Origin of the sequence: Listeria rocourtiae FSL F6-920 (genome assembly GCF_000525975.1) — a bacterium.
Classification (GTDB): domain Bacteria; phylum Bacillota; class Bacilli; order Lactobacillales; family Listeriaceae; genus Listeria_A; species Listeria_A rocourtiae.
On sequence record NZ_AODK01000032.1, the window covers coordinates 31926 to 47786 of the forward strand.

16 protein-coding genes are annotated in these 15861 nt (G+C 40.6%); 7 read left to right on the forward strand and 9 right to left on the reverse strand.

Features of this window, described 5'->3' with window-relative positions:
* Window positions 1-57: 57 nt before the first annotated feature.
* The 4 genes from ilvC to ilvD form a co-directional block, all read right to left on the reverse strand.
* Window positions 58-1053 carry a ketol-acid reductoisomerase gene (ilvC, locus tag PROCOU_RS10835; protein WP_036072341.1) on the reverse strand — a complete coding sequence of 332 codons (996 nt, stop codon included), beginning with the start codon at window positions 1051-1053 and terminating at the stop codon, window positions 58-60.
* Between the two features lie 66 nt (window positions 1054-1119).
* Window positions 1120-1602, reverse strand: coding sequence for an acetolactate synthase small subunit (gene ilvN, locus PROCOU_RS10840; RefSeq protein WP_036072343.1), 483 nt, complete (start codon window positions 1600-1602; stop codon window positions 1120-1122).
* Window positions 1603-3306: a biosynthetic-type acetolactate synthase large subunit gene (gene ilvB, locus PROCOU_RS10845; protein ID WP_036072345.1), complete on the reverse strand. Its 1704-nt coding sequence runs from the start codon at window positions 3304-3306 to the stop codon at window positions 1603-1605.
* Between the two features lie 18 nt (window positions 3307-3324).
* The gene (gene ilvD, locus PROCOU_RS10850; RefSeq protein ID WP_036072391.1) at window positions 3325-5016 is read right to left on the reverse strand and encodes a dihydroxy-acid dehydratase; all 1692 of its coding nucleotides are present in this window, start codon (window positions 5014-5016) and stop codon (window positions 3325-3327) included.
* Between the two features lie 642 nt (window positions 5017-5658).
* Here ilvD and PROCOU_RS10855 point away from each other — a divergent pair.
* Window positions 5659-6192, forward strand: a complete 534-nt coding sequence (locus PROCOU_RS10855; RefSeq protein WP_036072393.1) for a GNAT family N-acetyltransferase — start codon at window positions 5659-5661, stop codon at window positions 6190-6192.
* The gene (locus PROCOU_RS10860) at window positions 6189-6638 is read left to right on the forward strand and encodes a DUF6884 domain-containing protein (protein ID WP_036072346.1); all 450 of its coding nucleotides are present in this window, start codon (window positions 6189-6191) and stop codon (window positions 6636-6638) included. The genes PROCOU_RS10855 and PROCOU_RS10860 overlap by 4 nt, the downstream gene beginning before the upstream one ends.
* 37 nt (window positions 6639-6675) lie before the next feature.
* Here the strand turns inward: PROCOU_RS10860 and PROCOU_RS18000 are convergent, their stop codons facing one another.
* The 3 genes from PROCOU_RS18000 to zwf form a co-directional block, all read right to left on the reverse strand.
* Window positions 6676-6816, reverse strand: coding sequence for a hypothetical protein (locus PROCOU_RS18000; RefSeq protein WP_166666074.1), 141 nt, complete (start codon window positions 6814-6816; stop codon window positions 6676-6678).
* Window positions 6817-6830: 14 nt separating this feature from the next.
* Window positions 6831-7268, reverse strand: coding sequence for a YueI family protein (locus PROCOU_RS10865; RefSeq protein ID WP_036072348.1), 438 nt, complete (start codon window positions 7266-7268; stop codon window positions 6831-6833).
* 233 nt (window positions 7269-7501) lie between these two features.
* Window positions 7502-8971, reverse strand: coding sequence for a glucose-6-phosphate dehydrogenase (zwf, locus tag PROCOU_RS10870; protein WP_036072349.1), 1470 nt, complete (start codon window positions 8969-8971; stop codon window positions 7502-7504).
* Window positions 8972-9293: 322 nt separating this feature from the next.
* Between zwf and rnz the strand changes: the two genes are divergently transcribed.
* From rnz to PROCOU_RS10890, 4 genes are all read left to right on the forward strand, one after another.
* Entirely contained in the window at window positions 9294-10208 is a 915-nt protein-coding gene (rnz, locus tag PROCOU_RS10875; RefSeq protein WP_036072350.1) for a ribonuclease Z, read from the forward strand.
* 16 nt (window positions 10209-10224) lie between these two features.
* A complete protein-coding gene (locus tag PROCOU_RS10880) occupies window positions 10225-11013 on the forward strand; it encodes an SDR family NAD(P)-dependent oxidoreductase (protein WP_036072351.1) in 789 nt (262 codons plus the stop codon).
* Window positions 11014-11143: 130 nt separating this feature from the next.
* A complete protein-coding gene (gene dinB, locus PROCOU_RS10885) occupies window positions 11144-12214 on the forward strand; it encodes a DNA polymerase IV (protein WP_036072352.1) in 1071 nt (356 codons plus the stop codon).
* Window positions 12215-12287: 73 nt separating this feature from the next.
* Window positions 12288-12824: a GNAT family N-acetyltransferase gene (locus tag PROCOU_RS10890; protein ID WP_077913421.1), complete on the forward strand. Its 537-nt coding sequence runs from the start codon at window positions 12288-12290 to the stop codon at window positions 12822-12824.
* 265 nt (window positions 12825-13089) lie between these two features.
* Here the strand turns inward: PROCOU_RS10890 and PROCOU_RS10895 are convergent, their stop codons facing one another.
* Entirely contained in the window at window positions 13090-14325 is a 1236-nt protein-coding gene (locus tag PROCOU_RS10895) for a toxic anion resistance protein (RefSeq protein WP_036072353.1), read from the reverse strand.
* On the reverse strand, window positions 14322-14966 hold the full coding sequence (locus PROCOU_RS10900) for a 5-bromo-4-chloroindolyl phosphate hydrolysis family protein (protein WP_036072355.1): 645 nt from the start codon (window positions 14964-14966) through the stop codon (window positions 14322-14324). Before PROCOU_RS10900 ends, PROCOU_RS10895 begins: the two co-directional genes overlap by 4 nt.
* 189 nt (window positions 14967-15155) lie before the next feature.
* Between PROCOU_RS10900 and PROCOU_RS10905 the strand changes: the two genes are divergently transcribed.
* A complete protein-coding gene (locus PROCOU_RS10905; RefSeq protein WP_036072357.1) occupies window positions 15156-15704 on the forward strand; it encodes an NUDIX domain-containing protein in 549 nt (182 codons plus the stop codon).
* Window positions 15705-15861 lie beyond the last annotated feature (157 nt).

Sequence of the window (15861 nt, forward strand, 5' to 3'; positions counted from 1 at the left end):
AATCTAAGCATTTGTCGAAACGCTGCAAATTTCCTAATCACCCAATTCTCTTCCTAATTATTTTTGTGGTTTGACGAAAGGCATCATTTCGCGCAAGCTCGCACCAACTTTTTCGATTTGGTGTCCTTTTTGCTCTGCACGTAAACGATGGAACTCCTTGAAACCATTTTTATTATCATCAATAAATGCCTTGGCAAAGTTACCATTTTGAATGTCCGTCAAGACTTCCTTCATTGCTTTTTTCGTGTCGCTCGTTACAACGCGTGGGCCTGAAACATAGTCGCCATATTCGGCTGTATTTGAGATGGAATCACGCATTTTCTCCATGCCACCTTCGTACATCAAGTCAACAATCAGTTTCAACTCATGTAAGACTTCGAAATAAGCAAGTTCTGGTTGGTATCCAGCTTCGACTAAAGTCTCGAAACCAGCCTGTACTAAATGTGTTGTACCACCACATAGAACTGCTTGCTCACCGAATAAATCTGTTTCTGTTTCTTCTTTAAATGTTGTTTCGATGACACCGGCACGAGTCGCGCCAATTCCTTTTGCATAAGATAAAGCGACATCTGTTGCTTTTCCAGTAGCATCTTGATAAACCGCGAATAATCCTGGAACCGCGCCACCTTCCACGAATGTACGACGAACTAAATGTCCTGGACCTTTTGGTGCTACTAAGAACACGTCCACGTCAGCAGGTGGTTTAATTACGTCAAAATGAATGTTAAAACCATGCGCAAAAGCTAAGGCATTACCAGCTTCTAAATTTGGCTTGATTTCAGCTTCATAAGTATCTCCTTGCGTTTCATCTGGTAAAAGAATCATCACTACATCAGCTGCTTTTGTTGCATCAGCTACTGATAAAACTTCAAATCCGTCATTGCGAGCGGCTTCCGCTGACTTGCCTTCACGAATCCCAATAATGACATTGTTCCCGTTATCACGTAAGTTTTGCGAGTGGGCATGGCCTTGAGAACCATAGCCAATTACTGCAACTTTCTTACCTTGTAACGCGCTTTCTTGTACTGCATCTTCATAATAAACTTTTGTCATTTTCCTAACCTCCATAAATTATCTTTATATATTTCTCAGAAAAAGGTTTTCTGGGATTCAAAATGATTATTTAGCGCTACGAGTGAAGCCAGTAACGCCGGTTCGAGCCATTTGCTGAATGCCATATGGACGAATACTGTCAACAAAGGCGCCAACTTTTTCACTCGTTCCTGCGACCTGCACAACAAGACTCGTTTTACCCACGTCGATAATCGTTGCACGAAATGGCTCAATTATTGAATTAATCTCAGCACGAGTCGTAGCGGGGGCGTTGACTTTAATTAAAGCTAGCTCACGCTCCATATGAGGATCGTCGGTGATATCACTCACTTTTAACACATCGATTTGTTTGTTTAACTGCTTCGTCACTTGTTCAATTTCATAGAGTGAATCAACATGAACGACGATAGTAATGCGGGAAATATTAGGTGTTTCCGTCCAACCAACAGAGATACTATCAATGTTGTACTGACGGCGAGAAATAACACCTGTAATTCGATTGAGCACACCGCTTGAGTTATTAACAGTCGCTGTAATGATACGTCGCATTTATTCCACTCCTTCCATTTGATGATTCGCTTTGCCTGGTGGGATCATTGGTAATACTAACTCATTTGGCGACACGACACATTCAATAACAATTGGTCCAGGATGGGCAAATGCTGCTTTTAAATCCTCAGCCAACGTTAACGGATCTTCCAAACGAACAGCTTTCACTCCATAAGCTTCCGAAAGCTTTACGAAATCAGGCTGACTTTGGAAAATTGAGTGGGAAAATCGTTCATTATGAAATTTCTCTTGCCACTGCCGAACCATTCCGAGCGACCCGTTATTGAGAATAACCGTTTTCAAATTAATATGGTAATCATTCAAAATAGCAAGCTCCTGATTCGTCATTTGGAAACCACCGTCACCAACAAAAGCAACAACTGTTTGTTCAGGGTAGGCGAGTTGTGCGCCAATTGCTGCTGGAAAACCAAAGCCCATCGTGCCAAGTCCACCACTAGTTATAATTTGGTGATCATGGCTGAATGGATAAAATTGCGCGACCCACATTTGGTGTTGCCCAACATCTGTCGAAACAAGTGCTTTCCCTTCCGTAATCTCACCGATAATCTCGATGACTTTTTGTGGCTTGATTTCCGCTTTTGAATCTCGGTTATATGTGAAAGGGTGACGTTCTTTGCGTGTCATATTCAGCTTATACCAATGCGTTTTGTCAGCTTCTTCAGTTATGTTCATCTCGAGCAATTGTGTTAGCGTCTCCTTAATATCGGCAACAATCGGAATTTTTGTTGTTAAAACTTTTCCAATTTCAGCTGGATCGATATCGATGTGCGCAATGACAGCGTGCTTTGCGAATTCTTTTGGAGATCCAACCATCCGATCATCAAAACGTGATCCAAAATTAATAAGTAAATCAGGATCTGTTAGCGCCATATTGGCTGCGTAAGAACCATGCATCCCGCCCATTCCAAGAAACAGGGGATGATCTTGTGGGAAACTACCAAGTCCGAGCAACGTATTTACAACAGGGATTTGGTAACGCTCTGCAAAATCGAGGAGTTCAGCTGTTGCACGTGAATGATTCACACCAGCACCAGCTAAAATGACTGGTTTGCTAGATATGGCCAAAGCTTGCATCAATTTTTCCAGTTGCATCCCATTCGGCTTTACAGTTGGCTGATATCCAGGTAAATGGATTTTATCATCATTGACCTTATCTGTTGTCGCAATCGACATATCTTTTGGCAAATCAATCACGACGGGTCCTTGACGGCCTGTTGTGGCAATATGGAAAGCTTCTTTAATGATTTTCGGAATATCCTTAACATCACGCACTTGATAATTATATTTCGTAATCGGGATTGTTAAGCCAATCATATCTGCCTCTTGAAATGCATCTTTTCCAATACCGGGCGTAGCAACTTGACCAGTAAAAACAACCATTGGAATCGAATCGCTCATCGCATCCGCAATTCCCGTTAAAGCATTTGTTGCACCAGGTCCACTTGTTACAACGACCACGCCAGCTTTACCAGTCACGCGTGCATAACCTTCTGCAGCATGTACAGCACCTTGTTCATGACGCGTTAAAATATGAGGAATATTGCAGTCATAAAATGCATCATAAAGCGGCAAAACAGCACCACCAGGATAGCCAAAAATTATCTCGACATCCTGTTCATTCAAAGCATCAATTAAAAGCTCGGCACCACTTTTTGTTGTCGTCTCTTTCTCTACTTTGATCATTTTTATCACCTCTCCTTATCACTCTAAGAAATCATCTGGAAGTTGTAGTACGCCACCAGTGTGAGCAGAAGTCACGAGTGCAGCATAACGAGCCAGATAGCCTTTTTTAATTTTAGGGACAAACTTAGGAATACCAGCGCGTCGTTTCTCTAAAACTTCTGGCGAAACATCAACATTCAACGTCCGATTTGGCAAATCAATTACAATCGTATCACCATCTTCAATGAGTGCAATGGGTCCACCAGAAGCTGCTTCCGGAGAAATATGGCCAATTGCAATCCCACGAGTCGCACCAGAGAAGCGCCCGTCTGTGATGAGTGCGACATCTTTTCCAAGCCCGCGTCCAACAATGGAAGAAGTTGGGGCAAGCATTTCCGGCATTCCTGGGCCACCACGAGGTCCTTCATAACGAATCACGACTACATGACCCTCGCGAACTGTATGATTGTCAATCGCCTCTACAGCAGCATCATGTGAATCAAAACAAATCGCTTTGCCGGTAAATACAGATACTGATGGATCTACGCCGCCAACCTTGATTGCAGAGCCTTTTGGCGCAATATTTCCGAAGAGGATAGAGAGGCCGCCCGTTTTCGTATATGGGTCTTCCTTAGGATGAATCACGTCAGTATTGTTAATTTTGGCATTTTCTACATTTTCACGAATCGTTTTACCAGTCACGGTAATCCGATCGGGATGAATTGCGTTTTCCAAATCTACAAGCTCTTTCATAATTGCAGGTACACCACCGGCTTCGTGGACATCGTGCATGGAATAAGCGGAAGATGGTGCAATTTTGGAAAGGTAAGGAACACGACTAGCGATTTCATTAATGCGCTCCAAATCATAATCAATCTCTGCTTCATTTGCTAAAGCTAGCACATGAAGTACGGTATTTGTCGAACCCCCCATCGCCATATCTAGCGCAAAAGCATCATCAATCGCATCACGCGTAATAATATCGCGTGGACGGATATCTTTTTTAACAAGATCCATTAAGTGGAACGCTGATTCACGAATCAATTCGCGGCGAGCGTCCGATACAGCAAGCGTTGTCCCGTTAAACGGAACCGCCATACCGAGTACTTCCATCAAACAATTCATCGAGTTTGCTGTAAACATACCAGCACATGAGCCACACGTTGGACAAGCATTAGCTTCCATATCTAAAAATTCTTCTTGGCTCATGCTACCTTCTTTAAAAGCGCCGACAGCTTCGAAAACCGAAGAAAGGGTTAGAGCTTTTCCAGTAGCAGAAAGACCAGCCTTCATTGGGCCACCGGAGCAGAAGATAGCCGGCACGTTTGTACGTACAGAGGCAAGTAACATGCCGGGCGTAATTTTGTCACAGTTTGGAATGTACATAACACCATCAAACCAGTGGGCGTTTATTACGGTTTCCGCAGCATCTGCAATAACTTCACGACTTGGAAGCGAATAACGCATCCCGATATGGCCCATTGCAATGCCATCATCTACACCAATCGTATTAAATTCAAAGGGGATACCGCCAGCTTCACGAATGGCTTCTTTTGCAATATCCGCAAGCTCACGCAAATGCACATGACCTGGAACGATATCGATATAAGAATTACAAATGGCTATAAATGGCTTATCCATATCACCTGGACTTTTGATTTGACCGGTTGCGTGTAGAAGGCTCCTAGCTGGAGCTTGTTCAACACCTTTTTTTATTTTATCACTACGCATGAGCATATTCCCCGTTTCTTTATTATAATTGTTGGTCGAAGCTGAATTTTTAGAATATATCAATTAGCATGACCTTTTGAAATGAAAAATGACATTGATAAGGTAAATTGGCAACAAAAAAGCATCCCATTTTTGAGTTAAAAAATGGGATGCCTAGATAAGTATCCCATTTAATGATAAACAGGATCTAAACGACTGCTTGTTTTAAACAGTGTTCCAGACCCTTGCTAGAGTAATAAAATTGTAATGACGTAATTTCGGTTTAGTGTTTGCATAAGTCATTAACTCCTCTAAAATCAAATTTATCATCATGAGATACTTTTACAAATTCGTATGTAGCCTTTTGAATCCAAGTAAGTATCAATCAATGTAATATTATTATTAATTATAGCTTTTGATAAGGAAATGTCAACTGTTATTTGAAAATTTGTTGCTTTTGGATTTCATTGAAAAAGGGAAATACAATGGCAAATAGATTGATATGTAAAGGTGTAAGCGCATACAATTAAAATGAAAAAAGTTTTCAAAAAATTAGTACATGGTGATAATAACAGGTGGTATGTTGCAAAAAATTTGCGTAATGAGGGGGAATTTGATAATTTTAGAAGGAAGATATATCGAAACGGAAAGTCAGGTATTGACATGGGAAAAATAGAAACGAAACGATTGTTGTTATTAGAATACAATTTAGACTGGATTAAAGCAACGATTGCAGGCATAGATGAGCTGGAGCGGGTATCGGGCTATGCTGTGTCCAGAGAATGGCCTGGAATCGATTTCTTTTTTTACCTACCGTATATATTAGAGAATGTGAAAAAAGAGCCAGAAATGACAAAGTGGACGCATTTAATTGTGTTGAAAGAGGAGAACAAGGTCATTGGAGAAATAGGCGGACAAGGCAAGCCAGAAGAAACAGGGGAAATTGAGCTAGGATACAGTATCGTGCCAGCTTATCAAAATAATGGCTATATAACGGAAGCGCTAGCAGAACTGATAATGTGGCTAAAAGCGCAACCTGAGATTAAGCGGATATTTGCGCGGAGCTTTGAGAATAATCCCTATTCGATTCAAGCGTTGCGTAAATCAGGTTTTATTTATCAACCTGATCAGGATAAAATAGAGAGCCGTGGCAAGATTGTTTTATGGGAATATCCAATAAATAGGGGGAAGTCATGATCATTATACCATCAGGGAAGCCAAAAATTTGGGATCGGCATCAGGGGATAGGACCAGTTCCCGCAAAAGAGGCTTATACTGGAACCTTCCATCGGTTATGCAGAGTATATGCGGAAAAATTTGACGGAGAATATTTGATTTTGTCGCCTAAGTACGGTTTTTTAGCCCCTGATTCGATTGTGCCAGGAACTTATGATGTGAGGTTTACAGCACGTGGTGTAACAGCAAACACGGTTTCAATAGAAGAGTTAACAGAGCAGTGGCAGGCGCTAAACATTAAGCAGGAACCGATTGTGATGCTAGGTGGAACAAAATTTCGACCACTACTTGAGGATGTGTCGGATAGAAGAAACCAATTTATATTTCCACTCCATGGCACAAGAGGAATCGGGGAGATGCAAAAGAGGTTGCGCACGGCAATAGACACCGGCGAACCTCTAGGCTAACATGTAAAACTAGACGACCCCTGTTTCGCGATCTTCTCTAACCGATAGTAGAAATAATAAGCAAAGCGATACCGATAAGCAAGAACATAACACCCATATCGGTATTTTTGCGTATGAAAAAATAGACTGTTTGTAATAAGACAAGAATCGCTAGTGCCAATACAATCGTATGGAGCATTTATGTCACTTCCTTTAATCTTGAAAAATAGCTTTGATTTTATCGAGTAATGAGACTTTTCCTGTTGTGCCTTCTGTGATAATGGGCATTTCATGGAGGTGCGTGTCTTCACGATTTATCTCATGATCTTCTGTCAGAACAAGACCAATAGGCGTATCATCATCTTCACGTGCCACAATTGAAAAAGGAATTCGATGTTTTTCTGCTAACATAATATAAGCGCGTAATATTTCATACGAGATAGAACCGTTTAGAAGGAGTTTTGCCTTTGGGTGATCTTTCATTTCTTGTTCTAATTCTTTCGTGCAAAACTTCTGAAAAACTTCTTGTTTACTCATTTGAATTTCGATTCGCTCTCGAAAAGTACCGAGGTATTTTTTTCGTTCGGCTGGATTAATTTCTTTTGCGCCATGGATACCACGATCGATATAATCGTCAATGCTTTCTGGCATATTGATTCTCCTTTTACTGCGTATTCCCCTTAATTGTAACATGGAATTGTGAAAAAGGGAACAGCAGTAGAGGGCGCTGGATTGCAAAAAAAACCTATCTTACTTACTTCTGTAACATGCGAAGTAAGTAAAGATAGGTTCTTTGTTAGGTAGAAACGGTTAAGCTTCTAATCCTGCAAACATTTTATCTGCCTGCGCCTAAACAGTCTTTTTTGACCTTTTTGGGCATCTCGTCAATCAAACCACTTAAATCCATCCTGTGACACTAATTCATCCGCTTCTTTTGGCCCCATTGTGCCGGATGTGTAGTTCGGGAAATGTTCTTTTGTATTCGACCAAGCTGTTGCTACTTTGTCAATGAAATTCCACGATAAGGAAACTTCATCCCAATGTGAAAAGTAAGTTGCATCGCCATTTAGGCAGTCTTGAATCAGTTTTTCATAGGCCTCAGGTGTGTTCATACCATCCGGTGAGGAGTGAGCGTAGTTGAGATTAACTGGCATTGTCAACATTCCTTGACCTGGTTTTTTAACATTCATGTGCAGCGTGATTCCCTCGTCTGGTTGGATGTGTATCACCAGTACGTTTCCGCCGAGCGAATGATTTGACCCAAATAGATTCATTGGTACGTTTTTGAACTGAATCGCGATTTGCGTGGCTTTCTTCGCGAGGCGCTTACCAGTTCTAATGTAAAACGGAACGCCGCTCCAGCGGAAATTATCAATCATGAGCTTGGCCGCAACAAAGGTTTCGGTATTAGAATCAGGATTAACGTTATCAGCTTGACGGTAACCGAGCAGCTCTTTGCCATCCACTGTTCCAGGGCCATATTGTCCACGTACGAAATATTTATACACATCATCGCCTTCAATGACACGCAATGAACGGAGTGCGCGTACTTTTTCATGGCGAATTTCTTGTGTTGTTAATTTAATTGGTGGTTCCATCGCTAGCAAGGATACGATTTGCAGAATATGATTTTGAACCATGTCACGAAGTGCGCCACTTTCCTCATAGTAGCGACCACGATCCTCTACACCAAGCGTTTCACTCAATGTTACCTGGACATTATCGATGTAGCGATTATTCCACAGCGATTCAATAATAGAGTTCGCAAAACGAATCACAGAAATATTTTGAATCATTTCTTTGCCCAAATAATGGTCGATGCGATAAATCTCACTCTCGTCAAATGCTTGACGAAGCGACTCATTTAGTTCTTCTGCACTTGCCAAATCACGGCCAAATGGTTTTTCGATAATTAAGCGACTGAATCCAGCATTATCGACAAAACCTTCTGACTTTAAGCGACTTGCGATTGTTCCAAAGAAATTAGGTGCCATCGCAAGGTAGAATAGACGATTTCCTTGCAGTTCATATTTTTTATCGAGTTCGTCAGACAAATTTTTAAGCTCAACGTATGATTCACGATTAGTTACATCATGCGATTGATAATAGAAATGTGATGCAAATTCTTCTGGTTCGAAGCCTTCTTTTTCGATGCCTTTCAGCGATTCAACCACTTTTTCTCGAAAGAAATCATTGGTCCATGGACGACGAGCTGTACCAATCACTGCGAAATTCTCTTTTAAAAAGCCTTTCGTGAAGAGATGATATAGCGAAGGGTAAAGTTTGCGATTTGCCAAATCTCCCGTACCGCCAAAAATAGTAATTAAAGCTACTTGTTCTTTCACTTCTGTCATACGTACTTACCCTCTTTCATTATTGTGTGGAGCATACCCAGATAAATCGGTGGAAAGCTTTCGCCTTCGCTTGATTTTAGTAAAGCCAGATGACATCCTAACCAAGTAAAAAGGGCAGGATGTTTCAAAGCTTGTTCTGGAATGAGACAATTAAGATATAATCATAGTTGCCCTCATTATTCTTTACCATTTTAGCGGTTTGATTTCTAATGTGCAACTGATTGAACCGAAAAATTCAGAAAAAGATTTGGGGTAGGCGTGCAATGAAAGAGATAAATATGGTATGATTAGTAACGAATAAGTGAAAGGATTGTGGGTCAAAATGGAACTGATTTTTCTTGGAACAGGAGCAGGTGTACCTTCCAAAGGCCGTAATGTGACGGCAATTGCGCTCACAATGCTAAATGAACGAAATAGTATTTGGCTGTTTGATTGTGGGGAAGCAACACAACATCAAATTTTACGAAGTTCGATTAGACTGAGTAAATTAGAAAAAATATTTATTACACATTTACATGGGGATCACATTTTTGGTTTGCCGGGACTTCTTAGTAGCCGTTCTTTTCAAGGTGGGGATACAGCGCTTACGGTTTATGGACCTATGGGGATTGCGAATTATATTCGGACGAGCTTAGTTGTGAGCGGTACACATTTGAAATATCCGCTTGAAATCGTGGAAATTGATGGTGAGGTCGTGTTTGAAGATGCAGATTTTAAGGTTATTTGTCGAGAGCTCGATCATGGTATTTTAAGTTATGGCTATCGAATTGAGGAGGCAGACAAACCGGGGGCGCTCGATGCTGCTGGACTTTCTGCGCTAGGTGTGAAACCTGGGCCGATTTTTAAAGAGTTGAAGGAAGGCAAGACGATAACGTTGGAGAATGGTATTGTTGTGGATGGTAGTCAGTTTATCGGGCCGGCAAAAAAAGGACGGATTATTTCTATTTTTGGTGATACAAGGGCGACGGAGAGTGAGCTAGTAATTGCAAATCAAGCGGATGTCATCGTTCATGAAGCGACCTTTGGTTTGGAAATGGGCGACATGGCAGGTGAGTATATGCATTCCACAACAGTGGAAGCAGCAAATTTGGCTAAAAAAGCAGAAGCAAAACGGTTGATTATTACGCATATTAGTTCGCGATATAGTCGCGAGGATAACAGCGAACTCGTATCAGAATGCCGTGAAATTTTTCCTAATACAGAAATAGCAACGGATTTTGCCATATTTGAACTATAAAGGGGTTTGAAAAAGGATGAATGACTTTTTAAAAGGAAAAACGGTGATGATTACTGGGGCATCGAATGGTCTTGGTGCAGAGATGGCACGCCAAGTTGCTACACAAGGAGCGCATACAATTTTAACAGCGCGTCGTACAGAAAAACTAGCGGAGTTATCAACACAAATTCAAGCCGATTATGGGGTTATTAGCGCTTACTATAAGATGGATATGACTAATTTTGTAGAGGTTGAGGAAGTGGTTCAAAGAATTGGTGATACGAAAATTGATGTTTTAGTAAACTGTGCTGGTTTTGGGATTTTTGAAGAAGCTGTAACAACGGATTTTGTTACAGTAGAGCGGATGTTTGACACAAATGTGCTCGGTTTAATGCGCTTGACACAACTGGTTTTACCAAGCATGCTAGCACGTAAATCTGGTCATATTATCAATATTGCTTCCCAAGCTGGAAAAATTGCAACACCAAAATCATCCGCGTATGCAGCGACTAAATTTGCGGTTCTAGGATATTCTAATGCTTTGCGAATGGAAGTGAGTCCAGTGGGCATTCATGTGACTACAGTCAATCCTGGTCCTATTGCAACCAGCTTTTTTGACATTGCGGATAAATCTGGGGATTATCTTAATAATGTCGGTTTTCTCGTTTTGAAGCCTGAAAAAGTAGCAGCGAAAATCGTGGGAATTATGGGCAAGCCAAAGCGTGAAATAAATCTCCCCTTCTTGATGAACATTATTTCGCGGATGTATCAAGTTATGCCGCGTGTCATTGAATTTTTCGGAAAAGGTGCATTTGAGAAGAAATAAAAGAAGCAATGTAGTTACTTATGCAGTGGCTCTTTTTTTTATGTATTTAGCTTGCAATGTGACGAATAAGCATATATAATCAAAAAAAGAACAAATGTTCGTTTTTTTATATTGAAAGGCGATGAATACAGTGGATAAGACTCGTAAAATTATTCATATTGACATGGATGCGTTTTATGCTTCGGTTGAGGAGCGAGATCATCCAGAATATCGTGGCAAGGCGCTTATTATTGGTGGGGATCCGAACAAACGAGGGGTTGTCTCTACGTGCTCATACGAAGCAAGAAAATTTGGCGTGCATTCAGCAATGCCTACAAAACAAGCGTATAAGCTCTGTCCACATGGTATTTTCATACACGGGAACATGGAGCATTACCGAGAAGTATCAAGTCAAATTCGTGAAATATTTTATCGCTATACAGATTTAGTAGAGCCAATGTCCTTGGATGAGGCTTATTTAGACGTGACGGAGAATAAGAAAGGTATCAAATCTGCAATGAAGATAGCCTTAGAAATTCAGCATGCGATTTATCATGAATTAGGTTTGACTGCTTCTGCTGGAGTTTCTTACAATAAATTTATCGCTAAAATAGCTTCTGATTTTAAAAAGCCCGCTGGCATGACTGTTGTGCTACCAGAAGATGCAGAAGTTTTCTTAGAAGGGCTGCCGGTTACGAAATTTCATGGTGTAGGCAAGGTGACTGCAGAGAAGCTACACAGATTAGGTATTCATTCAGGTGCAGATTTGAAAGCATGGAATGAATGGGATCTCATTCGAGAGCTGAACAAGCAAGGATATCGTTTGTACCGCGCGGTGAGAGGCTTGTCAGACTCTAGAGTGAATCCCCATCGCGAGCGCAAGTCTGTTAGTAAAGAAACAACATTTGCAAACAATATTTTCGATGAGCGAGAGATGCAAGATATGTTGCTTCTTTTTTCACAAAAGATAGAAAGTTCCCTCGAACGGATTGGCAAACATGGTAAAACAGTAGTATTGAAGTTGCGATATAGTGATTTTAGTACCGTCACAAGAAGAATATCATTAATGGAATATACACGGGATGCACATGTTATTTATGATGCAGGTGTTAGTTTATTGCGCGATGTGTATAATGGAGAAGAAAGCGTTCGATTGGTTGGTCTGACCGTAACGAATCTAAAGCCGTTGCACTTTGAAAATTTGAAGTTAGAGGGATTTTAGGGAATTCACTTGTTTAGTGTGCTGTATCACTGTTATACTTGTCTCGATACTAATTATTGGGAGTTGTCAGTTGATGAACAGGGAGTTAAGGAGAATTAGACCAATTAGACGTGCGGATGTGCAAGGAATGCATGTGTGGGAGCTTGATGAAGATATTGCTATGGCCAGCGGTATTACGAAACCACGGTCTCTGGAAGTCTTTCAAACGATGTATGAGAAATATTTTTTGAAAGTGAACCAATCATTGCTACTATACAGTATTATTTTAGATGAGCGTGTCATTGGTCGAGCAGAGCTAGGTTTAATCGACCGAGAAAATGGAAATGCGGCATTTGGGATTGTCATTGGTGAGCAATCCAGTTGGGGAAAGGGCTACGGGAAAGAGGCAATTATAGAGTTACTAGGCGTAGCATTTAATGAGTTGCACTTACATAAAGTTTATTGCGAAGTCTATGCGTTTAATCAGAGGTCACTAAACATGATGGATTCATTAGGTTTTCATAGAGATGGTGTGTTACGAGAACATGAATTGTTCCATGATGTTTATCATGATTTAGTTGTTTTTAGTATGCTGGCAACCGAGTTTAAAGAAATTTGTGTGGGAAAATAGGTATAAAAAAGTGCGATATCCGACTGATGTAATCAGTAGATATCGCACTCAGACTGTAGAAAAACTGCTTTACATGATTTCCCACCAAACCTCAGCGTGTCGACAAATGCTTAGTTTCTAGGCAAAAGCGAGTACCAGCGCGGAGCGTACTCGGGTACGTGAGCACTGGAACGGAGCTTTTAACAACGAAAATGAGCATTTGTCGACACGCTAAGTGCGATATCCGGCTGATGTAATCAGTAGATATCGCATTTTTTTAGTAAATTTATTTCATTTCTAGCAGGCGATCTTTTAATTCTTGTTCCATGGATACAAGCTCTTTCTCTGCTACAGCGCGTTTAGCACGCCCTTCTTGTTGAATTTTTAATGTTTCTTGTAATGTTTCGATGAGGCTTGATTGTGTTTCTTTCAGCGTTTCGATATCGACAATGCCTCTTTCGTTTTCGCGAGCTGTTTCGATGGCGTTGGTTTTTAGCATATCAGCGTTCCGTTTTAAAAGTTCGTTTGTTGTTTCAGAAACTTGTCGCTGCGCTTCTGCTGCTTGTTGCTGACGTAGCAAGGTAAGTGCAATAGCCACTTGGTTTTTCCATAATGGGATAGCAGTCATGATGGATGACTGAATCTTTTCAGCGAGTACTTGGTTCGTATTTTGGATAAGACGAATTTGAGGTGCTTGCTGAATGGTAATTTGACGGCTAAGTTTAAGATCATGGACACGTTTTTCAAGACGATCTGCAAATTGAGTTAGATCGTTTACGTCTTGGAAATCCATTTGGTCACCAGATTGTTCTGCTTTTTTACGCAACTCTGGAAGTAATTTCGTGTTTATTTCTTCTTGTTTTAGTTCACCAGCTGCGATATAGATGTTTAGTGCTTGGAAATAGTCTTTATTCTTGTCATAAAGTTGCTCTAAGAAAGAGTTATCTTCCATTAAACGTTTTTTTTTTGCATGTTCTAATTTCAGGGCGATTCGATCAATTTGTGTGCCCATTTTTTGATATTTTGATGTGATTTCGTTGATAGATTGTTTCACACGTGAGAACATTTTTGTGAAAACGTTCTTGTTGCGAGCTGCGAGCTCATCTGGATCTGCTTCTTGCAGGCGGAACATCAAGTCACTAATAATTTCACCAATTGGCCCAACATCTTGTTTTTGAACTTGATTGAGCATCGAATGAGAGAAATCATGTAGCTTTGCTTGGGCTGGCGCACCGTATCCGAGGATTGCAGCTTGATTTCCTGGCTCGATTTGTTTCGCAAGTTCCATAGCTTGACGACGATTCGACTCTGGCAGTATATCCACTAACCGTGGTGCCTTGTCAGATTCGTTGTTAACGATTTCTTGCACTGTTTGTGTACCGTTTGTGCCGAATGGATCAGAGAGTAAGTCATCTAATGTTTTGTTGAAATTGGCATCGATAACCTCAGCTTTTGGTTGTTCATATGTTGGTGTTTCTTTTGCTTCTAATTCAGGCTCGTTTGGCTTTTGGTTCTCGGTCATTTGGGTGTTCTCCTTTCAAATTTCTTTTCCTGTTTGGAGATTGAATTTTTTGCTACTTCTAGCTCGAAATCAAGGCTTGATACATCCTTATTAAGCAGTGCAAAGAGATCCTTCTCGATAACGCGACCTAAGTCGTTCAAAAGCGCACGTGTATCAGAAAGCGTTTGATAAATCTTTTTATCTTTGACAGGCTGGCTGTTTAGGAAAGCGTATTTTTCTGTGAGCTCTACTAAAGAATCCAAGTGTGAGAAGAAGAAATCCTCAGCGTCATAAAATCGTTTCGGTTCTTCTTTCACGATACCATAGATACGTTTTGTAAGTAGGAGTGTTTTGTCGCGTTCTTGGAATGTAAATAATGTACGATGGGCAGCTGTGATTTTTTGAAGGCGTAGTATTTTAGCCCGGGATTCTTCTAAGTTTGCACGGATGTATTTGTATTCTTTTTTTGTCAGTCCAGTTTGTATCGCATGTGTCTTGTCTCCTGCTTTTGAAGAAAAGAAGAACAAGAAGGCTGCAACGACAAGTGTCACTGTACTAATAAGTAACCAGTTGTTGACAAAGATGTTCGCCAGAATGCCGAACAAAATGAGGGTTAGTACGATTGAGCCGGTAAAGGCCATAAATTTTTTAAAAACTACCATATCTATCTTCTCCTTAGGCTTCCTTATTTTTTAAGTATTGGTTGTTAGAAAATCATTTGAAAAAGCTAACTGATTTGAGTATATCATACCATATTGGCAGAAAAGATGTTATCAGTCGTGCGATGTAAATTCCACTCAGACTTGATTATGGTATAATGATAGAAAAGTCTTAGAAACGGAGTGTTCACAATGGATTCGTTAGAGGAAAAAACGTTAAAAAGTGAGATGATTTTTGATGGGAAAATTATTAAAGTAGTGGTGGATGATGTTATTTTGCCAAATGGGGCAACGAGTAAACGCGAAATTGTAAAACACCCGGGTGCCGTTGCGGTAGTTGCGATTACACCGGCAAATAAAATGGTGATGGTGGAGCAGTATCGTAAGCCGTTAGAAAAAGCGATTGTGGAAATTCCGGCTGGGAAAATTGAACTAGGCGAGGCGCCAGAATGGACGGCTGGACGTGAATTGGAGGAGGAAACAGGTTACAAAACAAATGGTTTGAAACACCTTGTATCTTTTTATACATCACCGGGTTTTGCGGATGAATTGCTACATATTTATCTTGCAGGTGATTTAGAGAAACAAGTTAACCCACTGCAGGCAGATGAAGATGAATTTGTAAACATTATTGAGGTAAGCCTAGAAGAAGCTTTACAATTAATAGAAGAACAAGTTATTTGTGATGCAAAAACGGTTTATGCTGTGCAGTATTGGCAATTACTTGAAGCAATGAAATAAGAAGGATTAGATGGCTATTGTGAACTTTTGGAGAAATTATGAAGTAATCAGGAGTTTAAATTATAAACCCAAATAAATCGGCTCTCAAGGGCTCGCATTGTTGGGGGGATTACAGCCCCAATGTGCCTATAAACATCTCGAGTAGGCATTTTTTAGC